Here is a 26,703-nt window from a genome sequence, read left to right as displayed (position 1 = left end):
CGATGCAAGACTGGACAAAAATACGCGTTTGGAGATCATAACTGAACCCTCAAGATGGCGAAGAAGTTATTGAAGGCCACCTCAGGCTCGCCTGTAAAACCATCTGGTAAACCTGATGAAGAGGGTGACGTAAGGTATAGATTTTTTAGGGCGTAAAACTGAAGGTAATCCCACGTAGCAAGAACACCGGCTTTGGGTTCAAAGCAGCCATGCGGCGCTGAGGCGGGCCGCGTGACCACCTTGGTGGAGCCTCCTGACGCCTCCGGCCCAGAGCGGACTTTTAAGTAGCGCGCCGAGAATGGCGGCTTCGAAAGCCACAGCGAACAAGCAAGCTGCCCAACCCGGACGATGTGCGCCGCTACTCGGTGTGTCACACCGCACGGATCTCGAGTTACTCGCGACCGACGTCGCGCCTACCTTGGTGGCGAGTGTGTGAAAGGCACTGCGGGTATTGAACGAAACGGGCGTTGCGTTGTTCGAACGTTGGCTTTGGCAACTGGCAAGAAGGTCAGACGGGCCTTAACGTGGCGCAACACGTCAGACACCGAGACTACGGACCAGAAATGAAATCCGAGATTCCAAAACACAGCGCAATCTGGGGACAGATCATTGTCGGTGAGTTGAAGAAAACAGGCCTTTCCGAGCGGGATATCCGAAAGGAGTTCGGGATAACCAGATCTCAACTCGAAGACCCGAATGCTCGCTGGTCCTTCGACAAGACTGCCTGGTTGTTTGAAAAGGCGAGCGCTTTGACCAGGGACGACCTTGTCGGATACCGCCTGGCACAGTCGCCGGACCTGGTCAGGAAGGCCGGGTTGCTCGCCTATGTCGGCGTTTCGGCACCTACCGTTGGCGGTTACCTTCGAAACATCACCCGTTTTCAGCGCGTGATCGGTGACGCGAGCAAGACGGCCATGGAAGAAGGCCCGGAAACCACCCGGCTGACCTGGCACTACGATGTGCCAGCAAGCATTCCGACCGGGCAATATGCCGAGTTTGGAGCCGTTGGCACGGTCTTCGCCCTGCGGGACTACTCCAATCGGCAAATCCGTCCGACGCATGTTCGGTTCGCGCATCAGCGGCTGACCGGCACCGAGGCCCTCGACAGGTTCTTTGGCTGCAATGTCCTGTTTGGTGCCGCGGAGAACAGCATTGCCTTCAAGGCGGCTGATATGGATGTGCCGCTGTTGACGGCCGACGACAACTTGCAGCGGACGCTTTCGGTCATTTGCGAGAACACGCTGGCTCGGATGCCGCAGACACCCAACAGTGTGGCCCGGGTTGTTGAGAGGCAGATTACGGCGCGTCTTGCAGCCGGCACGGCCCAGCAGGACGCAATTGCGGCGGAACTTGGGATGAGCGCCCGAACGCTGGCCCGCCGACTGACCGACGAGGGCACGAGCTTCGCAGCGGTCGTCGCCAATCTGCGAAAGGCTCTGGCCCGGGACTATCTGCTCAACAGCACGCTTCCGCTCACCGAGATCGCCGATCTTCTCGGATATAGCGACGCCAGTACCTTCAGCACGGCATTCCGAAGATGGTACGGACAGCCCCCCAGCGACTTCAGGGAGCAGCCAGCAACAGAAGCGCCCCTGGCATAGGGCGAACGATCTGAGTAGAGGCCGGACTGCTCGGATCATAGGCCCGCACTTTCACGTTTCTCCGTCTTCCTGAACCACCCTGACGCAACAAACCCGGCAGGCATGAGGCCTAACGGGTTTGAAGCAGATGCCGGATCTCTCCAGCGTCGGTTGGAAGGGGTAAACCGTTCCGGTTGTCTCGTTGCGGGATCAGCGCTTGTGCTTGTTGCCACCCTTCTTGCGATCGTCCTTGCGATCTTGACGATCCCGGTCTTCGGCGATCTTGCCACCGAGCGCACCGGCGGCTGCGCCGAGGGCCAGGCCGTCCTTGGCGTCGCCGCCGGTGATTTCGGTCAGCACGGCGCCGGCGACAGCGCCCTTGAGGGCTTTCTCACCGATGTCACCGGCATTGGCGGCCATCGGGGCAGCGAGGGCGAGTGAGGCGGCAAGGGCGGCGAATACGGTGTTCTTGAGGGTGTTTGTCATCGGTTCCAACCTTTCTGACGGTGGCGACCTCCGTGGCCGCCTTCTGTGGAAAGATCTAAGCGAACCGCCATGCCCCCGCTTGAGAGCATCCGACAGCTTCATTGGAATGGCTGACATTGCAGAGCAACAAGCCAAATTCGACGGTTGTTCTGCCGTCAAGACTTTCGCCTGACGCAATGCCAATCATCCAAGGGGTCGCCTCCTTGGCCGCGATGGCTGCATGGGCCGTTCCGGCGCAGGCACGACACTCCCAACCAGACGGCATTCTATCCGCCGCTACTCAGGTCAAAGATTGATCCGCAGCCTCAAGCCGAAAACGGTCGTGTCCTGATCGTTGAAGCCCGGGTTGATCATGTGCTGGACGTCCGCCGTCAGGGCGACATTGTCCGACAGGTCCAACCGATAGAAGGCCTCCATTGTGGTCTGGGTGTCGAGCGTTTCATCTACCGGGTCCGCAACGGTCGCGCCAAACCCAAAGAGGTCGTCATAGAGGCCCGGCCGCCATAGAAGTCCAGCGTTGGCTGCGCGTCGGGCGATCGGCGCCTCACCCTCCGACCAGCCGAGGCGTCCGTAGATCATGAATTCCTCGTTGATCGTGTGGTTGGCAGACAGGATCGCCCCGTAGCTCTCCGGCACGCCTGCCTCGGTGCGTTCATCGACGTGAAATACCCCGAGGTGAACGTTGGTTAGAAAGCGCTTCGAGCGTTCGGGCGTCCATCCGATCTCGGCGTATTTGTAGAACTCGGGGCCACCGGGAAACCACTCGACATCGGTCAGCGAGCCGTTTGCATCCGACAGGACACCGAGGGCATAGATCTGGTCGGTCAGGAAACCGCCCCCCGCAATGCCGAAGCCGGGATCGGGGATCGGCAGGACCGGGCTGAACAGGATCGAGAAATTGGAGAAAGTCGTGCGTGGGTTCACGTAGCCGAGGATGTCCGAGTAGTCTCCCGGATCGATCCGGCCGGCCACGAAACCGGCCTTCCCGCCAGCGAGCGTCTGGGACCAGTAGGCGACGGAGAGGGTCGTGTCGGTGTCACTGAATGTCGTTGCGGTGACGCCCGCATAGCCGATTTCCCCGGCAAGCCCGCTTGGCGCGATGTCCGTGCCGAGCAGATGGCGGTTCTCCAATGTGAAGACCAATTGCCCGGGATTTTCGCCGCCGCGATTGAGCAGCGTCCACTGGCCCAGAATGCGCGCCTGGCCCAAGGCGGCCTCGTCGATATCGGTCAGGCTCTCGGTCGCGGACTGGTAATAGGCCTGGTAGTCGAAGGAGAGGTTCAGGCCGGTGCGTTCGGCAAAGCGTTGCCGCGATGCCTCCAAGGGGTCCAATGCCGCATCCAGCCCCGGCCAGCGAGAGTCCTGCAACCGCCGCACTCGGTCTTGTTCCAGTTGGGCCTGCGTGGATGCCGGGCCACCGAGCGAGACCGCTGCGGCGGCCTCCAGGGCGGACGTTGGCCGGCTTTCCTGCGCCAAGGCTCCGGTTGATAACCAGAAGCCAGCGACGATGACCGTACCGAGAAGCCTTGCCTGTCCCATATGAGGTCTCTCTTGTTGCTCTTGATTCTTCTTCGGCCCGCTCATGCAAGTATCGCCAGTACGACATCCCGGCCCGTCCAGAGGACGAAGGCCGAAAGCGTAGCCGTGATCATGGCAGGCACACCGTCTTTCCAAGTGTCCCAGATCAGATGACAACCGATTGCGCCAAGCGACGTGCCCAGAAGGGCAGCGGCCCCGAGCGGCCCGAGCAAGCTGCCTTGAAACCAGATCGCCACCGCCCCGAAAAGCTCGACACCACCGACAAGCGCCATGATCTGACGGTTCAGCCCGTATTTGACGAACATCGCCAGTTGCGTTTCGAAGATGAGCTTCTGCCAGCCAAGGATCTTGATCGAACTGGCGAAGAGAAAGAAGGCGGACAGCAGGCCAATGGCAACTATTTGCATAATACGACTCCGCCGACACACACAGGGCTGAAGTTCATTTGATGTTCCCTTCTGGATCGTCCCGAGTGTGCAGTCCGGTTACTTGAGATCGTCCTGCGCCTTGATCTCCGGCACACGGGCGAGGGCTTCGGCCATGTCGGCGCTGCTCATCAACTCGATCATCTGGTAATCCTCCAGCAACCCGTCACCGAGACGGCTGACATAGAAGGCCTGGATGAAGGTGGGGTCGTCCGGCAGGGCGACGGTAATGTAGTTCTTCCCGTTCCCAAGCCCCCAATAGTAGCTCAAAAGCTCGCCGCCGAGCGCCTCGATCCCACCCTTCACCGAGGCCGCGCGGTCCCCGGGATTGGCGATCTGCATCTCCCAGGCGGCGCTGTTGGATGCGCCGATAAACAGGAAGGTGCGCATGTCTTTTGTGTCCTGCGCCGCTGCAACTGTCGCAGAGACGCAAAGGGCTGTCGAAAGAAGGATCCTGTTCATCTTGCCACCCGGAATTGCTTCGATGTTGTGGTCAGTACAGCATGGCTGCCCTGACCGTTCTTGTGGGTTCAATGCCCCGGAGCTCCGGGAATGGAGTGTTCCAGCTCGGCAGGGCGGAGCGGGAACTCGGAATGCTCATCCTCTGGCGTTTCGATGTCGGCGTGCCAGGTGAATTCCTTGTCCCCGAGGTCCAGATCGATCTCGCCCCCTTCGATGACCGGGTAACGGATCGGCTGCCCGGGCCGCAGGTCGATATTAGCGACACCGTCGTCGATAATGACCTGCCCGCTCACCAGAACGTAGGGGATTCCCTTGGTGAAGGAGCCGTTCATGCCCTTCTTCATCGATGATGTTTCGGTGATCGTGTCGGGGTCGAAGATCGTGATATCCGCGATCATGCCTTCCTGCATCCGGCCGCGTTCCTGCATCGCCTTCAGGCCCACCTTGGAAAAGTACTTCGCGGGAATGTAGGAGGCGTTGTTCACCATCTCCATCAGCGCGATGCCCTGTTCACGGGCCTCGCGGAACACGATGCCATAGGTGCCGGCATTGCGCGGGTGCCCCCCGTACTCCGTGAAATCGGCCTCGATCGGCAGCGGTTCGCCATCGACGGTGAAGCCGACGATGTCGTTGGCGATCGCAATATCCTTCATGTGGATCCAGCGCTCCAGGTCTGCTTCGGGGCGGACTGTGATGAAAATCGGCTTGCTCGGATCCTCCTTCTGCTGCCGGAAGAACTCCTCGTCGGACTCGTAGAGTTCGCCGGTGCTGGTATCGAAGATATCGCGGGTCGGAACGATATTGTTCGCCTCGATCTTGTCCGGCAGCAGTTGCGGTGTCGCGATGTTCGGATTGCCGGTGATGGCCGGGTAGTATTCCGCGAAGATGGTCATTCCGCGCATTTGCAGGCGGCGCGCAAGCTCGTAGATTTCTTCCCACCCCTGGTTCTGGATGTGGGAAAGGATCAGGGCCCCGTCGAGCGCAACGGCGTTTGCGATCACCTCGTTTGCGCCCAGGGAATAGTAGAGCGGCAGGCTCTCGGTCGGACCGAAACGGGTATGGGCGCCAAAGAAGCGGTCATACTTCTTCGCCATTTTCTGAAGCGCGAAAATCTCCTTCGGATAGGTGTTGTATCCCATGTATCCCACCGTCGTGTTGACGGTGATCGCCCCGGCGCGAAGACCCTTTTCATACATGGTCATGACTTCGACGAGCTGATCCGCAGTCGGAATATCCAGCGCCCAGCTGGCATGTCCGTCTTCTTCCTCGGCTGCACCGCGTGACTTGAGGATGTAGGTCGGATCGGATGCCAGCTCGACTGAAACCCCATCCATCACGACACGCCGGATCTCCTCGTGCCCCATCCCGGAACCGAAGTTGAGAAAGGAATTGCCCTCGTACTTGTCGTAGAACAGGTCGGCATCCGCCACGCCGCTCTCGGTATCGAGGATCGTCGTCGTGCCATCATGGGCCATCATCTTCTGATCGAAGCCGCCAAAGGAATGCGAATGGGTGTTGATGAATCCCGGCGCGACTACATTCCCGGAAACGTCGATCTCGCGCTTGCCCGTCAAGGCATCTTCGGTGATCGCGGTGATCCTGTCGCCGGTCACGCAGACATTGCGCACGGCATCAAGATTGGTTTCCGGGTCCATGACGCGGCCGTTGAGAAGCGCGACGTCGCACTCCTGAGCAACCGCCATCGAACTGCAGAGGGCCATGAGAGTGGCAAGAGTGAGGTGTTTCACGGTCAGTCCTTCCGGGATGATTGCGTCGGGCAAAAAAACGCGGGGCGGACGAGGGAGACCGCCCCGCGCTCTCCTCAGTCCAGCGTGTTCTTGTAGATCACGCCGTCCTTCATGATGACCTTCAGGTTGGGATCAGGATCGGCCAGAAGAAGGATGTCTTCGAGCGGGTTGCCATCGACCAGCAGGAGATCCGCGTAAGCGCCTTCCTCGACCACGCCGAGCGGGCCGTCTTGATACGGATTGTTCAAGCCCGTAAGCCGGTTCATGCGGGCGCCGTTCGATGTGGCCATGCGCAGAATGTCGAAGGGTTTGAACTTGGCCTCGTGCAGGTATTTGAACTCGTCGTTCATCTTCTTGTCCTGCTCAAGCGTCTGGTCCCAGTTGTTGATGAGATCGGTGCCCAGAGTGTAGAGGTCGATCATGCCCGGTGTCGTCTGGATCACCTCGATCATGTTGGCGGCGGCGTCACGGACACTCTTCCATTTGGCGAACGAGGCTGGCGTGTAGAAGGCTTCCGCCTGTTCGGTCGTCACCGAGTAGACCGGGGCTACCGCCGTCGCGAACATGATCTGCTTTTCGACCATGATCTCGGCGGCCTCCTTGGTCAGGAACGGGATGTGCTCAACGGTCTTTGCACCGTTGTCGATACAGTTGCGGATCGCCTGCTCGGTGAACACGTGGCAGGTGACGTAGGTGCCCCATTGCTCGGCGGTCTTGACCGCCATCTGGATCTCTTCCGCCTGGTACTGAAGCGAATGCAGCGGGTCGAACTCGGACGTGACCCCACCGCTGACCATGACCTTGATCTGGGTTGCCCCGCGCCGCAGGTTCTCGCGCACCGCCATGCGGATCTGCTCCGGGCCATCCGCGATGAAGCTCATGTCCGTGTCGACCCAATGCGATGGGCCTTGCCCCGACAGGGTTGGATGCCGGTCGTTCAGCTTGCGGAAATCGGCATGGCCCGATGTCTGCGTGATGAAGGCCTCCGAGGAATAGATCCTCGGGCCGGGGAACATACCGGTATCGATGATCCGCGCGATGGACTTTGCCGGTCCGCCGAGGTCACGAACCGTCGTGAACCCGTTCATCAGGATGCGCTCGGACCGGATCGTTGCAACGCCACCAAGATGGAAGGGCGTGATGTTCTGGCGCAACCCGTCACTGAGCGGGTTGAACACCAGCAAATGCACGTGCTGGTCATGCATCCCCGGCATGAGCGTGCGCCCGCCGCCGTCAATCATGGTTGCGTTGGGCGCTTCGATCCCGTCCGTCGAAATTTCCTTGATCAGGTTGCCTTCGACCAGAACGCTGGCGTTTTCGATCCGCGCCTCGTTCACGCCGTCAAAAACATGGACATTGGTGAACAGGGTCTGCGGCAGCGCTTCGTCCTGCGCAGAGGACATGCCGGCAGCGAGCGACACCACGCCCGCCAGTAATGTGGCCTTGAAAAGATGCTTCATAAGTTTGCCCTTCCGCAATGTTGACGGCGGGGCCAGCGCCCCGCCGAAAGTTCAGTTCAACGTGTTCTTGTAGAACTTGCCGTCCTTCATGATGACGCGAATGCTCGGCACGTCCTGCCCGCGTGGCTCGGCATCGAACCATGTATCGACAGCGCCGATGGCAGTGATGTCTTCGAGCGGGTTTCCGTCAACGATGAGGATATCGGCATAGGCACCTTCCTCGATCACGCCGAGCTTGCCTTCGGGATAGGGGTTTCCGCGTCCCGTCAGTGCGGCCAGTTCGCCGCCATTCGAGGTCATCATCTGCAAGGCCCAGAGGTTGCCGAACTCACGCGCCATGAAAGCCTTGGTGAAGTCCATCGACTGCCGGTACGGCACACCGGTCAGCAGCACGTAGTCGGAATCGAACACCATCTTCGGCTTGTACTTCCGCACCAGATCAAACAACTGCTCGCTGTTTTTCCGCAACCAGAGGAACTTCGCCGTCGGCGGGAAGGTCGGGTCCTGGTGCATCGGATGCTCAAGCGCCTCGGGCGCCAACGCGGTCAGGTTGGGCGAGAAGAACGCTTCCTTCTCTACCAGCTTCTGCATCGTCGGTTCCGTTATGGTCAGGCCGTGATCCACCACTTTGACCCCGAGATCGAGCGCGCGCGACAGGTCGCTATCCATGAAGACATGCATGGCGACATAGGAATCCATGTCCCCGGCCACCTCGACGGCAGCGGCGATTTCTTCGTCTGTAAAGGCGGACTGGTAGATCGGGTCCTTGATGGAGGTCACACCACCACTGACCATGATCTTGAGGTAGTTGGCCCCAAGCGCAAAGTTCCGCCGCGCGCCGTGGAGCACTTCGGCAGGGCCGTCGACAAGCCGCGTGATCTCCAGCCGTTCAAGATTGCTTTCGTTCTTGCGTTGCCCGGCGATCCCCCAGTCGCCATGACCACCGGTCTGGCTGAGGCAGGCGCCGGACGAGTATATCCGCGGGCCCGGAAGCGAACCCTCGTCGATTACCGCACGAAGTCCACCATGTGCACCGCACATGTCGCGCACGGTTGTGAAGCCCATCGCCAGCATTTCCTGCGCAAAGGCCGCAGAACGTGCGCCGATCTCCTCCCATGTCGTGTCCTGAAGGCCCGGGATCGTGCCATCCTTGTACATATTCACATGCACATGGCTGTCGATCAGTCCCGGCATCAAGGTGCGTCCGCCGCCGTCGATCACATTGACCTCGACCTCTTTGGTCTCGATACCGCGTTCGGTCTGGATGGTGAAAGAATAGCCGTCGATACCGCCAACAGGATCGGGCAGGCGCTTGCTTCCGCCCGTTCGAACTTCGACTTCCCACGTGCCGGATTCGGGAATGTCCTCTGCAATCTTGTGAATCTTGTTCTTGACGACGAGCACGTCGACATCTTTCAAGCCGTCATTCACCCCGTCGAAGACCATCACGTTCTTGAACAGCGTGACCTCCGAGGGAATGTTGGGGATATCCTGCGCAATGGCAGGCGTCGTGAGCGCAATTGCCATTGACATGGCCGGCAGCAACGCCTTCAGGTTGAGTGTTGTCATTTGGTGTCCTCCCAGGGGTCGGTCTTCCTGCGGACCGATCCTCCCACTATGCACATGTGCCCCGAGATTCTTTTGACCCGCTGATCCCGTGGTGCATTTTTCTGACCCGATTCGGTCAATTTCAGCCAATTTCTGCTTGGCCGTCAGGCGCCCGCGCCCGTAGCGTGTCGGAGAGCGAAAGGGTGATGTGGATGCCGCAAGGAGAACAAAAGGACGGTTTGTCCCTCGTACGTGCTACGGTCCTCGGCCCCGTCGTAGCGATGATGCGGCGGCTCGATGCGGATCCGGCCTTTGCGCTCGGGCTGCATGGATTGAGCGAGGAACAGGTCCTGAACCCGGCCGAGTTCATCCCGCATGACACGGTCTATGCGGCGCTGGCCTCCATCGCCGACATCACCCGGCCGGATATCTGCGCCTTGGCGGGACAACAGACAGACCTGTTGAAGTTCCTGCCGCGTGGGGCGCTCCTCGGCCAGTCGGTGACCCTTGGCGATTTCTTCACCCGGTTCACCCAGATCGTCTCGAAGGAAAGCAACGCGGTGTCCTTCCGGCTCCTGATCGAGGAGGAACACGCCTACTTCACCACCAGTCGCAATTTCGAACCCGAGGTGTCGCCGGGCCATTCGGACGCCTTTCTCGTCGGGATCTGGATCTCCCTGCTGCACCGTGTTCTCGATTTCCGATGGGATCCAACCCAGGTTGTTCTGCGCCTCTGCGATCCGACCCTGCTGCCGGAGCAGTTTCATGGCGTGCGGGGCATCAAGTGCAACAACAGGGGATTCTCCATCCGCTTTCCGGCGGCCTGGCTGTCGCTTCCAATCAACCCCGAACTCCTCGTGAACCACGACAATGATATCGAAGAACCGGTTCAGGTCGATGTGCCCCTGGACTACCTCGAAGGCTTCGAAATTCTCGTGCGATCAAGGCTGTCCGATCCGGCGCTGACGGTGAGCGAGGCCGCCCGGATGTGCAGCATCACCACCAAGGTGCTGAACAAGCGCTTGTCCTCCTACGGAACAACGGCGTCCAAGGTGATCAACCGGCTGCGGATGGAAAAGGCCTCCGAACTGCTCACCACATCTGATCATTCGATCAAGGAGATCGCCCAATTGGTCGGCTTGTCCGAAACATCGGCACTCACCCGAGCCTTCACGCGGAACTTCGGCATATCCCCGAAAGATTGGCGCAATAAGGAGGCACAAGAGGCCCAAATTGCCGGAGCGCCTGCAGATTAGCCTGACCCCGCTGCGACTTCTCGACTACCGCAATCTCTTGGAACCTCGGTCGCCAATGGTAATGCCGAAGAGATGCATGAGCCGGCGAGCCCTTCGCGGGGAGCAATCGATGGGAAAGGAGACCTCCATGCTATCCGCAGCGAACTCCCGCTTGCCGCCCATCGCGGCAGTTTCTGCGGAACGTGCCAATGGGTATTCTGGGCTCAAAGCCGTCATCCGACGGCATTAGCGATTAGACCGGTTTGTGGTTGCGAGCGGTCATTGGGGCCGCTCTCAGGATTGGTCCGACATCGGCCCTCCCAGTACTATTCAACGAGTTTTCAAGCTCAACTCCGAGATCCTACCGTCGCCTGACCCTCTCTCGATTACGCTCCCGACGTTCGATGTTGATCCGGTGGTCGCGGCCCAATGCCCGGTAGAAGCCCGGTCCCTTGGACCAGTTCAGAAAGTGGGCAAAGCTGTCGACCTGATCGTCGTTGCGTCCGCGTGGAAAGGACTGAAGCTCCCGTTTGAATACCGGCAGCCAGGGTGCATCTGCAGGCAGATAAACCTTGCCCTCTTCGACAGGACCGCAAGCGGACTGGAACCGGGTTTCCTTGTCCTTGTCGGGTTTAATGCGTTCGTAGCGCCGACGGTCATCACGAAACAATTCGTCCAAAAGAGGTTTGCCGGAGGCCGCATCTTCGATCAGGACACGATCGGGATCCCAACGGCCGACAAGTTGCAGTGCCTTGGCTTTCAGGTCTGGGTAGTCTACCTGCCCGCGCCAGACGTCGATAAGATGCCACGCATTTTCGCGGAACCCCCAGGTTGTACAGACAGAGAAATCAGACCGGGGGTCTGCCGACATGCCCGCATCCCAGCTCTGAACCACCAGTTGGAACCAGCGGCGATCTTCGATGGTCTCGTAGGTGCCAAACCACTCCCAGCGCAAGGGCGACCCGTCGGGAGCAATGGGGTTCTGCTGATACTGGCAATTGAACACGGCCGCGCCCATTTCGCGACGCTTGGTATCAAGCGTGTCCTGATCCAAACGGGACGGGCACAGGAGATCACCCGGTTTGCGGCGCATGACCCTTCCACGCCCAAGAGGAACCACCTCATGGCCTTCTGCGATGGCAGGCAGATTCAGATGCCGGTAGGTCCCGCGTTCGAGCAGATAACCCGGCGGATCCATCTCGTGCAACCGTTGCGCAACCATAACCACACGCCCTTCGGCCGGATTGTCGAAGCGCGACAACAAGGTCCCCTCAATGAACTCCTGCGCCTTGACCAGCTCGGCTTCGGAGCCGGCATCTCCGGCTTTCAGCAGGTCATCGATGATGATGTAATCGGCGCCATGACCGGTGACAGAACTTCCAATGGAGACAGCCTTACGGCTGCCTCCCTTTGTGGTGCGGATTTCTTCTGAGGTGTTGCCCTTTTTAGCCAAGACCGTTTCAGGGAACATTTCCCGGTACCAGCGCGCAGACATGATCCGACGACAATCTTCGGAATGTTTGCGCGCCAGATCCAACCCATAGCTGGCAACGATGATCTTGGCGCTGGGGTTTTGACCGAGAAGATAAGCGACATATGCAACGGCCACGGTGACCGATTTCAGGCAACGTGGCGGGATGTTGATGATCAGTCGCTTGTTTTCGCCTCGACGGACATTGTCCAACTCATGGCACATGGCCCGCACATGCCAGGCCGGATCAAAGCTGCGGTCAGTTCCCTGGTGCAGCGTGCCAAACACACGCCAAACGAAAGGAAAAAAATTGTCCCGGCAAACCTCGCGAGCGGCTTGCACGACGATTTTTGGATCAGGAGTCGTCATCTTCCGCCTCCTCGTTTTCCAGATCACCGTCACCGTCCAGTTGGCTGGAAAAGAAATCCCGGAGGATGTCGTAGTCGACAGCGTCGGGCTCAACCGTACGGACGCTTTCTTGCGCGTCCAATTCACTTGCGTTGAACAGATCTGTGTCCAGCTTAAGCAGCGCCATCAACAATTTCGTGTCGCCCTTCAACGCGCCTGCCGTGAACCGCTTGGCAATTGCCTCAGCCTTGGAAATCCGGATTTCGTGGCTGCCTTCGCGAACCGTAATCTTGGTTTCCAATTCACGTTTCAAGCTGGCATTCACCCCCTTGGCACCTTTCGGCCGCCCTTTCGGATTGCCGGATCGGCCTTTTTTGAATTGGGTCGCTTTGGGCGGTTTGCCGTAGCCGACCTCATACTCTTTTGTATCGTCAGACATGACCCACCTCCTGTTCTGAAGTGGTATCGTTGGCCGCAAAACGCGCATCGAACGTCTGGCCTGTTACCGCGTGCACGGCGCTCTCACCGGTCATCTCCTGCCAACGGCGGATGGCCACATCGACATAAGCCGGGTCGAGCTCAATAAGCCGCGCTTGGCGCCCGGTTTTCTCAGCTGCCAGCAGAGTCGCGCCGGACCCGCCAAAGGCGTCCAGCACGACATCGCCGCGGTGGCTCACATCCATGATGGCATCTGCAACCAGAGCTGTCGGCTTCACCGTGGGATGATCCGCGAGATCCGCCTCGCGCCCTGCCCCAAAGCTGTTCACACCGGCGTAATCCCAGACGTTGGTCCGGTTGCGCCCGTGTTTGCCCAGCTCGACGTTGTTGATGTGCGGCGCACCAGGCTTCTTGAAAATGCAAATCAGCTCATGCTTTGAGCGATAAAGGCTGCCCATGCCTCCGTTCGTCTTGTTCCAGACGCAGAGATTGATGAGGTCCAATCCAGCTGCTTTGCCCGCCGTAATCAGTTCTTCGATATGACGCCAGTCCATGCAGATCATCGCGATGCCTCCGTTCGGCAGGCAGTCAAACAACTGCGTGATCGCGCCTGAAAGAAAGCCGCGGAACTCGCTATCCGTCATTTCTCCCGACGCCATGGCAAACTCGCGGTATTCGGCGCTATTGCCGGACCGCACATGCCCATTGACAGGCACGTTGTAAGGCGGATCGGTGAAGACTATCTGCGGGGTCTCGCCTTCCAGCAAGGTGTCGTAGCTCTGGGCTTGAAGGGCGTCCCCGCAGAAAATGCGATGATCTCCGAGAACCCAGAGGTCGCCCGGCTCCGTGACTACGGGTGCCGCAGGGTCCGGCGTCTCAACAGTTTCCGCTACAGATACCGTCACCTCACCGACGCTGTCGATAATGATGTCGATCTCCGGTGTTTCGAACCCTGTGATGTCCAGATCAAAGTTCAACTCGCCATCAAGGCTGAGGTCCATCAGCTCGGCAAATTCGATCTGCAACGCCGCTTCATTCCAGTCCGACAATTCCGCCAGCTTATTGTCCGCAATGCGCAGAGCGCGCACTTCCGCTTCTGACAAATGATCCGCGACAACAGTCGGTACGGAATTCAACCCCAGGGCCTTAGCGGCCTCATAGCGGCCATGACCCGCGATGATTGTGCCCGAACCATCCAACAGGATCGGAGTGACAAAGCCAAACTGGGCCACCGATGCTTTCAGTTTGTCGACATTCTTGGCCGCGTGCACGCGGTTGTTGTTGGCGTAGGGCTTGATCTGGCTGATCTGGGATTGGATAACTTTTTCGGCCATCCAGATAGGCGTATTGGACGCCCGAACGTCGCTGTGTGTGTTTTTGGCAGGCATAACCGCCTCCTTTTGCGTGACGCCGCGCGGACGTCGAGATGGAGGGATCGCGCTGGAAAATCGGAGAGAGCACAAATCGCAACTCCCCGGACCAATCGATCCGAGACGTTGCTCCTTTGAATGCTCTCTGCGGAAACCTGTGTTTCCAATGAGTGCTGCCTGCGGGAGCAGTTTCCCGCCCTGATAGTCCGGGCGATTAGGTCGAATGTAGGTGCCATCAATACGAGACGCAACCCCCCAAACTAAAAGTAACCAATTAAGATTGTTGACGAATAATCGGGGGTACGCCAGCAACGCCCTTCAAAACACACGCCTCAAGTAATCGCTTCAGAAAGAGCTGGACTGTTGCCGTCAACCACGCATCACTGAACCCACGCCCGAGCCATTCGGGCGCTCCTCGGTACCGGGGTTCGGCATCTAGCCAGCCCCAAATCAGAGGAGACAATACATGTCCAAGCGGAAGCAAACCAAAATTGACAAAGTGCAACACTTGTTGCGCCGCCCGAGCGGCGCCAGCCTTGAGGCGCTCTGCAAAGCAACGGGATGGCAGCCTCATTCGGTCCGAGCAGCTCTAAGCGGTCTGCGGAAAAAAGGCGTCACAATTGAACGGCGGACATCCGACAAACCAAATGGACCATCCACATATCATCTGGCGGCGGGAACTGGAGAAGCGTCATGACCAAGACGAGCGATGTCGCCGATCTCGCCGCCATGGGTCGATCGGATCTGGTCACGCTTTGGCAGCAACTGTTTGATCAACCCGCCCCCGCCATGCTCAGCCAACCCTTTCTGCGCCGCTTTATCGCCTTTGAGATGCAGTCCCGCCGTCATGGCAGGCTACCCCGCCAGGTCAAAGCCACGCTGGAAAAGGGCTCTGGGAAGAAACCCCGGCCTACATGCCCTGCCCTAAAACCCGGCGGGCGCCTGCTACGCGAGTGGAATAGTGTGACCCATGTAGTCGACGTTACAGAAGACGGCTTCACTTGGAACGGTCGGTCCTATCGCTCACTCTCGGCCATCGCCCGAGAGATTACCGGCGCGCATTGGTCAGGGCCGCGTTTCTTTGGGCTCACCGGCAAGGCGGCCAAATGAGCCCGCGCCGTAAAATCCGATGCGCCATCTACACGCGCAAGTCCTCAGAAGATGGTCTGGATCAGGACTTCAATTCGCTGGATGCGCAATATGAGGCCTGCGCGGCCTATGTCGCAAGCCAGCGACATGAAGGCTGGACCCTGTTGTCCGGGCGCTACGATGACGGTGGCCTGTCGGGCGGCACCCTAGAGCGACCCGCCCTTCAGCGCCTTCTTGAAGAGATCGATGCCGGGCGTATTGACATGGTGGTGGTCTACAAGATTGACCGGCTGACCCGGTCGCTTGCCGACTTCTCTAAGCTGGTCGACCGGCTGGAACAGGCAAACTGTTCTTTTGTGTCCGTCACGCAGGCCTTCAATACCTCATCTTCCATGGGCCGGTTAACGCTGAATGTGCTGTTGTCCTTTGCTCAGTTTGAACGGGAAGTCACCGCCGAACGTATTCGCGACAAGATTGCAGCGTCGAAGAAGAAGGGGCTTTGGATGGGTGGCAACCTGCCTCTGGGCTATGATCGCCACCCCGATCCGAAGGCAAGAACGCCGGTGGTGAATGAAGAGGAGGCCAGAACGGTCCGGCATCTCTTTGGGCTTTATGACGAGCTTGGTTGCCTGCGCAAAGTAGAAGAACGGGCAACGGCAGAAGACCTGCGGTCAAAACGGGTTGTTCGGACAGATGGCAGTGTGAAGGGGGATTGTCCGCTGTCACGGGGTCAAATCTATTACCTGCTGCGCAATCCGGTCTATCTCGGAAAAATCCGCCACAAGGATAAGATCTGGGACGGACAACATCCGGCGATCATCGATCAGGACATCTGGGACCGGGTGCAGGAAAAAATGCGACAGGCCTCCAACCGCTCGCGGGCACGCGGCGACTCCGATGCGCGCCAACACTCCACTGACCCCGGGGCCTGGCTCACCGGTCTGCTGTATGACGAAACTGGTGATCGGTTGACGCCGACCCACACCACGCGCAAAGGCCGACGGTTGCGCTACTATATCTCCAATCGACTGATCTCAGGCGGCAAGGATATCTCTGGCTGGCGACTGCCCGGCCCAGCGCTGGAAAACGCGGTCATTGATGTCATCGTCAGACATTTGCAAGACGCCGCCGCGGCGCACCAAGTACTGGCGCAGCCGGAGGCCGGGTCAGCCGAGGCAGTTCAGACTTCAGTTGCGGATTTAGTAACCCGGCTTCTAGGCCATGGCTGTCAGATCGGCGCTGCTCTTCTGGCCAAAGGCAAACTTGCACGAGGACAGATCGACCTCGAATTTAACCCCAAAACTCTGGCAAGCGCACTTGGCATCGCGGCCGATCATCTGCACCCGGATCTCACCCACGTCACCGCATCTTTCGATCTGTGCCGCCGCGGCGTCGAGGCCAAGGTCATCGCCGGAGACATGGCACCCCAACCTGATCCCCACCTCCGGTCCATGCTGATCCGCGCCCATGGCTGGGCCCGTGATCTGAAGGCCGGAGTTCAACTGATGGAGATTGCCCGCCGCGAAAGCGTCCCTGACGCCTTCATCCGCACCCGTGCTCAGCTCGCCTTTCTCTCACCAAAGATTCAAACGGCGATTCTCGACGGGAGCCAGCCGCCCGAACTCACACTCAAGCGTCTGGTCAGCGTGACCCACCCACTTGAATGGTCCGAACAGGAACGCCTGTTCGGCTTCTGACATCTCCAGCTCCTGCGTCCCTGATACAGACTTCGCCCTCCCTGATCCGGCGGAACAATTCCCTGTTCGCACGAGGAAATTCCCTGTTCCACCTTTTAGGGAATTTGCAACATAAACCTCTGAGAAACATACAGTTCTGATAGAAGAAATGACGGAAGTCAGTCCCGGTTTGCGAATATTCCCTGTAAATTGCAGGTTATCAGGGAAATCCAGCCCAAAGCGACCCCGCTAAAATGCGACACTGAGACTCGCGCCTGAATTGTCCTCTGAATGTACGGTTTGCTTCGTCTCTGATTGAAAGCGCATGCGCCAACGCGCGGGAATTGCGTAACAATTCCGGATCAGAAAATACAACTGAAGTGAGACAGGTATGAGTGGCGGGGAGACAGGGATTCGAACCCTGGGGACGCTCTCACGCCCAACGGTTTTCAAGACCGCCGCATTCGACCACTCTGCCACCTCCCCGGCGCAGGCAGCGGTCTAGGACGAACATCGGTTGGTGGCAAGTCCAAAAGAGGGATTTCTTGCCGAAGCCGGACCCGCGGTCTTTCCTTGAAACAACCCGCAGGTTATGATTTGCGCAATGACTGCAGGAGGCCGGCAAAAGAACCGGTCGAACCGCGGTTGGGGCCAGCCACGCAAAGGCCCTACAGGCAAGGGATAACACAATATGAAGCGAGCGACAGAGACACGCTTTGGACCGCGGCCGTTGGCGGTGCTGGTTGTTGCAATGACTGCGCTGACGGGATGTGACGAAGCTTTGAACGCAGGCAAGTCTTCCTCGGAGGCCGCCAGTGACGATGGGCAGACCCAAAGCAACACCACGGAACTGTTCCCCGAAGTCGCCAGCGGCTCTCAGCGCGATGTTGAAGCGCCGGACGTCTTTGAAGTGACCGAGGCCGGGCTCTGGGATGGGCGTCCCTCGTTGGGTGGCATCTGGGTCGCGCACCCCAGCGCGTCTCAGCCCGAGCGGGTCGCCATCAAGAACACAAGCAACAACAAGACCGTGACGGGCGCCTTGTTCCGCCGGGAACGAAACCTGCCCGGGCCGGCCCTTCAGGTGTCCTCGGCAGCGGCTGAAAAACTGGGAATGCTTGCCGGCGCTCCTGCCCGTCTGCAGGTGGTTGCACTCCGCCGCGAAACGATCGAGCCGGAGCCTGCGCCGGAACCCGAAGCAGCCCCGACCGAAGAAACTGCAAACGCCGCCGAAGCAACCGCAGCCGAAGAAGCCACAACGGCCGGGCCCGACGAAAATGTCGAAGAAAAGCCGGCCAAGCGGAAATGGTGGCAGAAAAAGACACCTGAAAACACCGGTGCCGTGGTCGCCGGTGCTGCCGCGGCCGGAGCGGCCGCAAGCGCCGCCGCCGAAGAAACTGCGCCCGCGATTGAGGAAGCGGCAGATGCGTCCGCGACCGCTGCATTGACGGATCCGGTCGTCGCACCGCCACCCGCCCAGAAAAAACGCAAGTGGTGGCAGAAGAAAGATCCCAATGAAATTACCGAGACGCCGCTGGACCCGATCGCAGGTGCTGCCGCCGCCATAGACGCATCCGAGCCGACGCCGGCTGCGGCGGCCAGTGCCACGGCCGCATCGTCGAACCTGACCAAACCCTATGTTCAGATCGGAACGTTCGGGGTTGAAGCGAATGCGAAAGCCGCGGCCGAAAAGGTCCGCACGAACGGATTGGCGGCCGAAGTTCTGGAACTGGAGTCGGCGGGCAAGTCGGTCTGGCGTGTATTGGTCGGCCCTGCCACAACCCGCGCCGAACGCAAGGCGATCCTCGGAGATATGAAAGACCTGGGCTTTACCGATGCCTTTATCGTGAAGAACTGAACAGGAGGGTCCAATGCTGACCTCACTCAAGTCGGCTGTTCTGGCCGCGGGCCTTGCCCTGCTGGCCCTGCCGGTTCACGCCTTCGACACGTCCGCGCGCGCGGCCTACGTGATCGATCAAACGACAGGCACTGTGCTGTTGTCGAAGAATGCCGATGAACCGCTTCCACCAGCATCGATGTCCAAGCTGATGACGCTCTACGTGGCATTCGAAGCTCTGCGCGACGGTCGACTGACGCTGGATGAAACGCTTCCGGTCTCGGAACATGCCATGAGCTATGGCGGCTCGACCATGTTCCTGAACACGCAGGACCGGGTCCGGGTCGAGGACCTGCTGCGAGGCATCATCGTCCTGTCCGGCAATGACGCCTGTGTCGTGATCGCCGAAGCGCTCAGCCCGGACGGTACCGAGGCCGGCTTTGCGCGTTACATGACCCAACGCGCCAGGCAGATGGGCATGAACCACTCGAACTTCACCAACTCGAACGGCTGGCCTGCTGCGGGTCACATGATGTCGGTTCATGATCTGGCCGTACTGGCCGACAGGCTGATCACCGATTTTCCCGAATACTATCCGCTGTTTGCCGAGGAAACCTTCGAATTCGACGGCCGTGCCCCGTCGAACGTGAACAACCGCAACCCGTTGCTGAAACTGGATATCGGTGCCGATGGCCTGAAGACCGGCCACACGCAAGAGGCAGGCTATGGCCTTGTCGGATCGGCCAAGCAAGGCGATCGCCGGGTGGTCTTCGTTCTTTCCGGGCTCGACAGCATCTCTCGCCGGGCAGAGGAGGCTGAGGCCGTGGTTAACTGGTCGTTTCGAAATTTTATCGAGAGGACAGTTGCCAACGCCGAAACGCCGATAGCACAGGCCAAAGTGTGGATGGGCGCGCAAAAGACGGTTGGGCTTGTGCCCGGCGGTGACCTCACCCTTCTGTTTCCCGTTCTGGGCGATCAGAACGTGCAGGCCGAAGTCGTGTATCAAGGCCCGATCAACGCTCCGATCGCCAAGGGCCAACAACTGGCCGAACTTGTGATACAACCCGAAGGTTTGCCCGAAATCCGGCGCCCCCTTGTCGCGGCCGAGGATGTGGCGATGGGCGGGTTTTTGGTGCGGCTGATGACCGTGGGCGGCATCGTCCTGAAAGACATGATCAATACCCCACTGGAGTCGATGTGAGCCCGCGCGGTCTGTTCCTGACATTCGAGGGGATCGACGGTTCGGGCAAGTCCACGCAGGCCCGCAGGCTGGCAGAAAGTCTCGAGGCGGCCGGACATGACGTTGTTCTGACGCGCGAACCGGGCGGTTCGCCCGGGGCCGAGGAAATTCGCCGGTTGGTCCTGGAAGGCGACCCCGACAGGTGGTCGGCTGAAACCGAAATCCTTCTGTTCACGGCCGCACGACGCGATCATTTGGAGCGCACGATCGAACCGGCCTTGAATGCGGGTAAGATCGTGATTTGCGATAGGTTCGCCGACAGCACCCGAATGTATCAGGGCCTGTCGCGCGGAGATCTGCGCGCGTTGGTGGACCAACTCCACGGCCTGATGATCGGCCGCGAGCCTGATCTGACCTTGCTGATCGATATGGATCCGGAAATCGGCCTCTCCCGCGCCAAGGGCCGGCAAGGCACCGAAGAACGGTTCGAGGATTTTGGCCCGGCCCTTCAAAAACGCATGCGCTCGGGTTTCCTTGCGCTGGCGGACGAGTTCAAGGACCGGTTCCGTGTGATCGATGGCAATCGCGACGTGGACAGCGTGGCCGTGGATGTGAGAGAAACCGTCCTGAAGGTTCTGCGGTAATTCACGAATGAGCGACGACACACCCACACCGGACCAGGCGCCCGGCGCGCTTCACCCGCGCGAGACACGCAGACTGTTTGGACAGGATGCGGCCGAGCAAGCCTTCCTGACCGCCTTTGCGTCTGACCGGCTGCATCACGCGTGGCTTCTGACCGGCCCTCGTGGCGTGGGTAAAGCGACCCTCGCATGGCGCATCGCGCGGTTTCTGCTGGCCACGCCGCCGCAACAGGATGACGGGCTGTTCGGCGCGCCCGAGGATCCGACGACACTCGACATCGCGCCGGACCACCCGGTTGCAGCAAGGATGCTGGCGGGGGCCGAACCCGGTCTGGCCGCGATCACCAGATCCCTGAATGATCAGGGCCGCCTGCGTAACGAGATCGTTGTCGATGACATCCGAAAACTGGGGCGCTTCTTCGGCCTCAGTTCAGCGGACGGCGGGCGCCGCGTGGTTATCGTGGATGCGGCAGACGAAATGAATGTCAGCGCCGCAAACGCGTTGTTGAAAATGCTCGAAGAGCCCCCTGCCCGCACGACACTGCTGCTGGTTTCGCATCAGCCGTCACGGCTGTTGCCGACGATCCGCTCGCGGTGCCGTACCCTGCGCCTGTCACCGCTGTCGCCGGAGGACATGAAATCGGCGCTGGCACAGACCGGGGCCGAATTGCCTCCGCAATCCGATCACCTCGCGGCTTTGGCCGCCGGTTCCGTAGGCGACGCGGTACGGCTGATCAATCTGGGCGGGATGGAGATCTATGCCGAGCTGATCCAGATACTTGGCACCCTGCCCCGCCTCGACCGCCAGCGCGCGCTGGCTTTGGCCGAAGCGGCCGCGCAGCGCGGAGCAGCCGAGCGCTATGACCTGCTTTTGAATCTGATTGACATCGCCCTTTCTCGCCTTGCTCTGACAGGTGCGACCGGCGCGCCTCCGCAGCCCGAAGCTGCGCCAAACGAAGCCGAAGTTCTGTTGCGCCTGTCATCCTCGCGCCCACAAGCCTTGGGCTGGGCCGAGGCCGCATCCATCATCACGGCCCGTGCGCGGCACGGGCAGGCGGTGAACCTTGACCCTGCCGCCGTCGTCCTAGATACGGTGTTCAAGATTCAGGAAACCGCCGGTCCGAGCAGATGAGCGACACGCCCCAACCTCCCGCAATCACTGACAGCCATTGCCATCTGGATTTCCCGGATTTCGAGGGCCAGTTGGACGCAATCATCGCTCGTGCGGTCGAAGCGGGCGTGACACGCATGGTGACGATCTGCACACGTCTGCGCAATGAGCCGACCGTGCGCGCGATCGCCGAAACACATGCCCCGGTTTTCTACGCTGCGGGCACCCATCCCATGAGCGCGTCCGAAGAGCCACTGGCGAGCGTCGACGAACTCGTCGCATTGTCCCGACATCCGAAATTTGTCGGCATCGGCGAAACGGGGCTGGACTATCACTACACCGCCGACAGCGCCGAAATACAAAAACGCTCGTTGAGGGTTCACATTCAGGCCGCCCAAAGTACAGGCCTGCCGCTGATCATTCACGCCCGTGCAGCCGACGAGGACATGGCGGCGATCCTGCAGGACGAGTTTCGGAACGCACCTTACTCCTGTGTGATGCATTGCTTCTCGTCTTCGGCCGAACTGGCACGGGCAGCGTTGGATTTGGGGTTCTACCTCTCCATGTCCGGCATCGCGGCCTTTCCAAAAAGCCAAGAGCTGAGGGATATCTTTGCGGCAGCGCCTGTCGATCGAATTCTGATAGAGACCGACGCACCATACCTGGCCCCGCCGCCGCACCGGGGCAAGCGGAACGAGCCCGGCTATACCACTTTCACGGCCCGGGTCGGCGCCGAACTGTTCGGCCTGGACTACCCGGATTTCGCCGCGCAGACCCAAGCGAATTTTGATCGACTGTTTGCGAAGGCGGCCGCCTACCCGGTTGCCGCATGAGCATGCTGCGGTTCACGATCCTGGGCTGTGGCTCCTCTGGCGGTGTCCCCCGGTTGGGTGGGCATTGGGGAGACTGTGACCCGCAAAATCCGCGCAATATCCGCCGCCGATGCTCGATGCTGGTTGAACGGGACGGGCCGGACGGCACGACCTCGGTTCTGATCGACACGACCCCGGACATGCGCAGCCAACTGCTGGACACCGGAACCGGACGCCTCGACGCCGTTGTCTACACACACTCACATGCCGACCATGTCCACGGCATCGACGACCTGCGCATGATCGTTTTCAACATGCGCACGCGGGTGCCCGTTTGGGCGGATGGCGACACGCAAAACGCATTGCTGGGGCGGTTCGGCTACGCCTTCATTCAACCCGAAGGCTCGCCCTATCCACCGATACTCGACCTGAAGACAATTGACGGCCCGTTCGAGATAGACGGCCCGGGAGGATCAATCCCGTTTCGCCCGTTCAAGGTGAACCACGGATCGATCGATGCGCTTGGTTTTCGTATGAACAACCTGGCCTATCTGCCTGATGTTGCGGAAATCTACGATGATGCCTGGCCCGAGCTTCAGGGATTGGACTGCCTCGTGATCGACGCGCTGCGCCGGAACCCACATCCGACCCATGCCCACCTGGAAAAGACCCTTGGCTGGATCGAACAGCTAAAGCCGGCTCGGGCGGTCCTGACCAATATGCACATCGATCTGGACTATGCAGCCGTCGATGCCGAGACCCCGGACCATGTCGAGCCTGCCTATGACGGCATGGTGATCCGGCAGCCATTGTAGGACATCGGATTGCACGCGCTTCCCCCAGCTCTGAGCGAACAGCCTGGATTGAGGTCGTGACATGTTGCAAAGCCTGATCGACGTCATCCTTCCGGTCTTTCTTGTGATTGGGGCCGGCTATGTCGCGACGCTGACGGGCTACTTCAAAGAAGTTCATATTGACGGGTTGATGAAGTTCACGCAGGGGTTCGCAATCCCCTGCCTGCTGTTTCTGGCCATCGCCCATCTGGACCTGAGCGCCAGCTTTGACCCGCGCCTTCTGGGCAGTTTCTATACCGCCGCAGCTCTGTGTTTTCTTGCGGGGGTTTTCGGCGCTCGCCTGATATTCAAGCGCGAATGGGAAGACTGCGTCGCAATCGGGTTCTGCTGCCTGTTCTCGAACTCGGTCCTGCTGGGCCTGCCGATCACCGAACGCGCCTATGGGCCCGACAACCTGACCGGAAACTATGCGATCATCGCGTTCCACTCGCCGTTCTGCTACTGCGTCGGCATTACCGTGATGGAGGTCATCCGCAACCGAGGCAATGGCGGTATGCGCATGGCCCGATCGGTGCTTTCGGCAATGTTCAAGAACGCACTGATCTTGGGTATCGCTCTGGGCTTCATCGTCAATCTCACGGGCGTCGGCATTCCGGCTGTGGCAGACGAGGCCCTGAGCCTGGTGACCCGCGCCGCATTGCCCGGCGCCCTGTTCGCCCTGGGTGGAGTTCTGGTCAAATACAAGCCCGAAGGCGACCTGCGGACAATCGGCTATGTTTGCTGCGTTTCACTTGTTCTGCATCCAAGCCTGGTCTGGTTGTTCGGTACAGCGACCGCCCTGCCGCAAGATCTTTTCCGCTCGGGCGTTCTGAACGCGGCGATGGCGCCCGGTTTCAACGCCTACATCTTCGCCAACATGTATGGCCGGGCCAAACGAGTTGCCGCCTCTTCGGTCTTGATTGGCACAGGCGTGTCCATTCTTACGGTATGGATGTGGTTGACGTTGCTCGGATAAAGACGAATTGACTTTGCGGGAGGGCGCCACACCTATCCCGAAACAGAACAAGGAAGCCCCAGCATGCCGACTGCCGTCATCGTAGCGCATGGCCAACCCTCCGACCCAGGTCCGGCCGAGGCATCTCTGGCCATACTGGCCGCTCGGATCGATCAACTTACGGATAGAGTCACAGTCAGATCGGCGACCCTCGCCGCGCCAGGCGCGTTGGAAAAGGTCCTTGATGACATTCCGGACGGCAGCGCGATTTATCCATTGTTCATGGCGAAAGGATGGTTCGTGACTTCTGCGCTTCCCAAGCGCCTTGAAGGGCGCGCAGTTCGGCAACTCGACCCGTTGGGCGTTGACCCGCAGCTACCCAACCTGGTGGCGCGCGCCCTGCAACCCTTGATCGACGAGCTAGGTTGGAGCACCACGTCCACGGATCTGCTTATTGCCGCACACGGCTCAGGCCGCAGCCGCAACCCGGCAGCCGTCACCCACGAATTCGCTGACCGTTTGGCCGGGTTGATATCACTGAAATCAATCCGCTGTGGATTTGTCGAAGAACCCCCATCGATCAGTGACGCCGCCCAAATGACCGGGGATCATGCGATCTGCCTGCCGTTCTTTGCCTGCACCGGGGGCCACGTGTTGGATGATATTCCCGCCGAGCTGGGCAAGGCCGCATTTCGTGGCCCGGTGCTGCCTGTGGTCGGCGAGTTGGATGAAATCCAGTCGCACATCGCGCGGACATTGGACGGGGCTTTCGCTGAGTAGTCAAGCAACCAGCCTACCGACGCACCGGTCTACTCCGGTGCCCGCGCCTCTTCGGAATAGAAGCGATGGCACGACCGACCGTTTCGCTTGGCCTCGTAAAGGGCCAAATCCGCCGCGTGCAGAATCTCAGCCGGTTTCGGGGACAGAAACTGTGACGTAAGTGCGGTCCCGATGCTCGCCGAAATCGCGCAGGTCTCGCCCTCGAAAACCATCGGTTTCTGAAGGCGGCCAATCAGGCGATTGGCGATCCGTTCAAGCTGAGCCCTGCTCGACAGGCTTTTGAATATCAGAACAAATTCATCGCCGCCGATCCGGGCGACCGTGTCGTCGCTGCGGGTTTCTTCCAGCATGATCCGGGCGGCCTGGGACAGCACATAGTCGCCCGCGGCATGCCCCAATTCGTCGTTCACGGCTTTGAAGAAATCCAGGTCCAGATGCATCAACGCAAAAGTGGATTTCGTTGAAACCAAATGCTCGAGAATGTGGTCCATCGCGCGCCGGTTCTTGAGGCCGGTCAGAGTATCCGTATAGGCCTGTTCCTCGGCCGCAAGCATTGCCCCCTGAAGCCGCAGGTTCAACGACCTCGAAGCCTCCATCGCCGCAGACTTGGCTTCGACCAGGTAGAGCAACTCAATCGCAAGGTCGGTTCCCGAGAAATCCGCACTTGTCAGGGCATAATCCCGTACAGCGTCCAGGATCGAGATCCCGAAGGACAGGTTGATAACCGCGCCTGCATCGTCAGGCAGCGGCGCCACCAAACCCTTCAATGCTGTGCGCGGTTCATCGTGAAGCTTGAGATGAAGCTTGGTACCTGCCGTCGCCATCAACGCCGGCAGAGTCGTCACGGTTCTGGGCCTTACCAGTTCAAATATTTCCAGAAATTCGCTGCCAACCAACGGCTGGTCGGGGCGCAGTTTTTGCAGTGTCGGCCCGACCTGAAGGATACGCCCATCCTGATCCACCAAGGTGAACATCGGGCACAACGTCTCCAACATCCTGCCCAGTTGATCCAGATCCATCATCAGTTCCGCGCCCCCAGATCAAAGTGACGACCCTCGGCAAAGGCGCTTTCGACCAGAACCATCGAGATGACGTCCACCCCGCCCCTCTGCCCGGCATGCCTCAGAATCACGAGCGCGCCATAGTCGTCCGCCATTGCTCGCAAGATCCCGATCATGACATTGGCATACCCATCCAGCCCGGGATGGCAGCGCAGTTCGAATTCTGTGGGCGAACGCTCCAGCAGTTCCAGGGCAGGCAATTCAAGGTCAGAGACCGCCAGTTTGACCCGGTCGGCCAGATCATCCAAAGACTGCAGAAACTCGACATAGGTAACGCCGCCAAAGCGCAGAAGGCGCCGCAATCCTTCCATGTTGGGGTGTGAGACCAGATAGGTTCCGAGATCTTCCAGAAACTCGTCCCGCGAACGGTTCAATTGATCGCAGACCACGTCCAGCAGGCGATATGACTTTTCCCGGTCGTAGACGAGCATCGCTTCGAACTCGGCGAACCCAAGTTCAGCGGCCTCGGTCGCCCGAAGCCAGCGCTCACGCCCATAGGTCGCGCATACAAACGATTGAACTGCCCTGTTGATCAATCCGTGCATGAATGCCCTCAAAAAGGTTTCATGCCGATCCCACCTCAAAGATCTTAACAAAGGCCAAATGCGGCAGTTCAAGATG

25 protein-coding genes and 1 tRNA gene are annotated in these 26,703 nt (G+C 59.7%); 13 read left to right on the top strand and 13 right to left on the bottom strand.

What is annotated here, in order from left to right:
* The first annotated feature begins 563 nt into the window (after positions 1 to 563).
* Positions 564 to 1,601: an AraC family transcriptional regulator gene (locus GOW72_RS06140; RefSeq protein ID WP_170365939.1), complete on the top strand. Its 1,038-nt coding sequence runs from the start codon at positions 564 to 566 to the stop codon at positions 1,599 to 1,601.
* A gap of 189 nt (positions 1,602 to 1,790) precedes the next feature.
* Here GOW72_RS06140 and GOW72_RS06135 read toward each other — a convergent pair whose 3' ends face one another.
* The 7 genes from GOW72_RS06135 to GOW72_RS06105 all read right to left on the bottom strand — a co-directional run bounded on the left by GOW72_RS06135 (position 1,791) and on the right by GOW72_RS06105 (position 9,269).
* On the bottom strand, positions 1,791 to 2,066 hold the full coding sequence (locus GOW72_RS06135) for a glycine zipper domain-containing protein (protein ID WP_170343544.1): 276 nt from the start codon (positions 2,064 to 2,066) through the stop codon (positions 1,791 to 1,793).
* A gap of 285 nt (positions 2,067 to 2,351) precedes the next feature.
* Positions 2,352 to 3,605 (bottom strand): carbohydrate porin, encoded by a 1,254-nt coding sequence (locus GOW72_RS06130; RefSeq protein WP_170365936.1) that lies wholly within the window; start codon positions 3,603 to 3,605, stop codon positions 2,352 to 2,354.
* Between the two features lie 41 nt (positions 3,606 to 3,646).
* Positions 3,647 to 4,012 carry a DoxX family protein gene (locus GOW72_RS06125; RefSeq protein WP_170342826.1) on the bottom strand — a complete coding sequence of 122 codons (366 nt, stop codon included), beginning with the start codon at positions 4,010 to 4,012 and terminating at the stop codon, positions 3,647 to 3,649.
* A 78-nt stretch (positions 4,013 to 4,090) separates the two neighbouring features.
* Positions 4,091 to 4,492, bottom strand: coding sequence for a hypothetical protein (locus GOW72_RS06120; RefSeq protein ID WP_170364433.1), 402 nt, complete (start codon positions 4,490 to 4,492; stop codon positions 4,091 to 4,093).
* A gap of 68 nt (positions 4,493 to 4,560) precedes the next feature.
* A complete protein-coding gene (locus GOW72_RS06115; protein ID WP_170365934.1) occupies positions 4,561 to 6,195 on the bottom strand; it encodes an amidohydrolase family protein in 1,635 nt (544 codons plus the stop codon).
* A gap of 119 nt (positions 6,196 to 6,314) precedes the next feature.
* The gene (locus tag GOW72_RS06110) at positions 6,315 to 7,700 is read right to left on the bottom strand and encodes a metal-dependent hydrolase family protein (protein ID WP_170365931.1); all 1,386 of its coding nucleotides are present in this window, start codon (positions 7,698 to 7,700) and stop codon (positions 6,315 to 6,317) included.
* Positions 7,701 to 7,751: 51 nt separating this feature from the next.
* A complete protein-coding gene (locus GOW72_RS06105) occupies positions 7,752 to 9,269 on the bottom strand; it encodes a metal-dependent hydrolase family protein (RefSeq protein ID WP_170343540.1) in 1,518 nt (505 codons plus the stop codon).
* A 191-nt stretch (positions 9,270 to 9,460) separates the two neighbouring features.
* Between GOW72_RS06105 and GOW72_RS06100 the strand changes: the two genes are divergently transcribed.
* Positions 9,461 to 10,504 (top strand): helix-turn-helix domain-containing protein, encoded by a 1,044-nt coding sequence (locus GOW72_RS06100; RefSeq protein WP_170357385.1) that lies wholly within the window; start codon positions 9,461 to 9,463, stop codon positions 10,502 to 10,504.
* A 340-nt stretch (positions 10,505 to 10,844) separates the two neighbouring features.
* Here the strand turns inward: GOW72_RS06100 and terL are convergent, their stop codons facing one another.
* The 3 genes from terL to GOW72_RS06085 are packed head-to-tail and all read right to left on the bottom strand — an operon-like array spanning position 10,845 to position 14,128.
* The gene (gene terL / locus GOW72_RS06095; RefSeq protein WP_170365927.1) at positions 10,845 to 12,416 is read right to left on the bottom strand and encodes a phage terminase large subunit; all 1,572 of its coding nucleotides are present in this window, start codon (positions 12,414 to 12,416) and stop codon (positions 10,845 to 10,847) included.
* The gene (locus tag GOW72_RS06090) at positions 12,310 to 12,741 is read right to left on the bottom strand and encodes a DUF5681 domain-containing protein (protein WP_093964947.1); all 432 of its coding nucleotides are present in this window, start codon (positions 12,739 to 12,741) and stop codon (positions 12,310 to 12,312) included. Before GOW72_RS06090 ends, terL begins: the two co-directional genes overlap by 107 nt.
* Complete coding sequence (locus GOW72_RS06085; RefSeq protein WP_244952328.1) at positions 12,734 to 14,128, bottom strand: site-specific DNA-methyltransferase; 1,395 nt, start codon at positions 14,126 to 14,128, stop codon at positions 12,734 to 12,736. The genes GOW72_RS06090 and GOW72_RS06085 overlap by 8 nt, the downstream gene beginning before the upstream one ends.
* A gap of 448 nt (positions 14,129 to 14,576) precedes the next feature.
* Between GOW72_RS06085 and GOW72_RS19120 the strand changes: the two genes are divergently transcribed.
* The 3 genes from GOW72_RS19120 to GOW72_RS06070 are packed head-to-tail and all read left to right on the top strand — an operon-like array spanning position 14,577 to position 16,896.
* Positions 14,577 to 14,807 carry a DUF3489 domain-containing protein gene (locus GOW72_RS19120; RefSeq protein WP_093964945.1) on the top strand — a complete coding sequence of 77 codons (231 nt, stop codon included), beginning with the start codon at positions 14,577 to 14,579 and terminating at the stop codon, positions 14,805 to 14,807.
* Positions 14,804 to 15,220 (top strand): DUF2924 domain-containing protein, encoded by a 417-nt coding sequence (locus tag GOW72_RS06075; RefSeq protein WP_093964944.1) that lies wholly within the window; start codon positions 14,804 to 14,806, stop codon positions 15,218 to 15,220. Before GOW72_RS19120 ends, GOW72_RS06075 begins: the two co-directional genes overlap by 4 nt.
* A complete protein-coding gene (locus GOW72_RS06070; protein WP_170365925.1) occupies positions 15,217 to 16,896 on the top strand; it encodes a recombinase family protein in 1,680 nt (559 codons plus the stop codon). Before GOW72_RS06075 ends, GOW72_RS06070 begins: the two co-directional genes overlap by 4 nt.
* Before the next feature lie 375 nt (positions 16,897 to 17,271).
* On the opposite strand, the gene GOW72_RS06065 is transcribed toward GOW72_RS06070, so the two are convergent.
* Positions 17,272 to 17,361, bottom strand: a tRNA-Ser gene (locus tag GOW72_RS06065).
* 265 nt (positions 17,362 to 17,626) lie between these two features.
* Here GOW72_RS06065 and GOW72_RS06060 point away from each other — a divergent pair.
* From GOW72_RS06060 to GOW72_RS06025, 8 genes are all read left to right on the top strand, one after another.
* Positions 17,627 to 18,730: an SPOR domain-containing protein gene (locus GOW72_RS06060; RefSeq protein WP_244952327.1), complete on the top strand. Its 1,104-nt coding sequence runs from the start codon at positions 17,627 to 17,629 to the stop codon at positions 18,728 to 18,730.
* 13 nt (positions 18,731 to 18,743) lie between these two features.
* Complete coding sequence (locus tag GOW72_RS06055) at positions 18,744 to 19,910, top strand: D-alanyl-D-alanine carboxypeptidase family protein (protein ID WP_170341060.1); 1,167 nt, start codon at positions 18,744 to 18,746, stop codon at positions 19,908 to 19,910.
* A complete protein-coding gene (gene tmk, locus GOW72_RS06050) occupies positions 19,907 to 20,533 on the top strand; it encodes a dTMP kinase (protein ID WP_170341058.1) in 627 nt (208 codons plus the stop codon). Before GOW72_RS06055 ends, tmk begins: the two co-directional genes overlap by 4 nt.
* Before the next feature lie 7 nt (positions 20,534 to 20,540).
* The gene (locus GOW72_RS06045) at positions 20,541 to 21,662 is read left to right on the top strand and encodes a DNA polymerase III subunit delta' (protein ID WP_170365921.1); all 1,122 of its coding nucleotides are present in this window, start codon (positions 20,541 to 20,543) and stop codon (positions 21,660 to 21,662) included.
* On the top strand, positions 21,659 to 22,474 hold the full coding sequence (locus tag GOW72_RS06040; RefSeq protein ID WP_170365919.1) for a TatD family hydrolase: 816 nt from the start codon (positions 21,659 to 21,661) through the stop codon (positions 22,472 to 22,474). Before GOW72_RS06045 ends, GOW72_RS06040 begins: the two co-directional genes overlap by 4 nt.
* Positions 22,471 to 23,268: an MBL fold metallo-hydrolase gene (locus GOW72_RS06035; RefSeq protein ID WP_170365916.1), complete on the top strand. Its 798-nt coding sequence runs from the start codon at positions 22,471 to 22,473 to the stop codon at positions 23,266 to 23,268. The genes GOW72_RS06040 and GOW72_RS06035 overlap by 4 nt, the downstream gene beginning before the upstream one ends.
* A 61-nt stretch (positions 23,269 to 23,329) precedes the next feature.
* A complete protein-coding gene (locus tag GOW72_RS06030) occupies positions 23,330 to 24,262 on the top strand; it encodes an AEC family transporter (RefSeq protein ID WP_170365914.1) in 933 nt (310 codons plus the stop codon).
* A 63-nt stretch (positions 24,263 to 24,325) separates the two neighbouring features.
* Positions 24,326 to 25,021, top strand: a complete 696-nt coding sequence (locus GOW72_RS06025) for a CbiX/SirB N-terminal domain-containing protein (protein ID WP_170341048.1) — start codon at positions 24,326 to 24,328, stop codon at positions 25,019 to 25,021.
* A 29-nt stretch (positions 25,022 to 25,050) separates the two neighbouring features.
* Here GOW72_RS06025 and GOW72_RS06020 read toward each other — a convergent pair whose 3' ends face one another.
* Together GOW72_RS06020 and GOW72_RS06015 are read right to left on the bottom strand one after the other, a co-directional pair.
* Positions 25,051 to 26,043, bottom strand: a complete 993-nt coding sequence (locus GOW72_RS06020) for a GGDEF domain-containing protein (RefSeq protein WP_170365912.1) — start codon at positions 26,041 to 26,043, stop codon at positions 25,051 to 25,053.
* A complete protein-coding gene (locus GOW72_RS06015; protein ID WP_170365909.1) occupies positions 26,043 to 26,627 on the bottom strand; it encodes a heme NO-binding domain-containing protein in 585 nt (194 codons plus the stop codon). The genes GOW72_RS06020 and GOW72_RS06015 overlap by 1 nt, the downstream gene beginning before the upstream one ends.
* Positions 26,628 to 26,703: the final 76 nt, after the last annotated feature.

Origin of the sequence: Ruegeria arenilitoris, from assembly GCF_013032855.1 — a bacterium.
GTDB lineage: Bacteria > Pseudomonadota > Alphaproteobacteria > Rhodobacterales > Rhodobacteraceae > Ruegeria > Ruegeria arenilitoris.
Note: the sequence above shows the minus strand (reverse complement) of the source record. Positions and strands in the feature narration are given on the sequence as shown.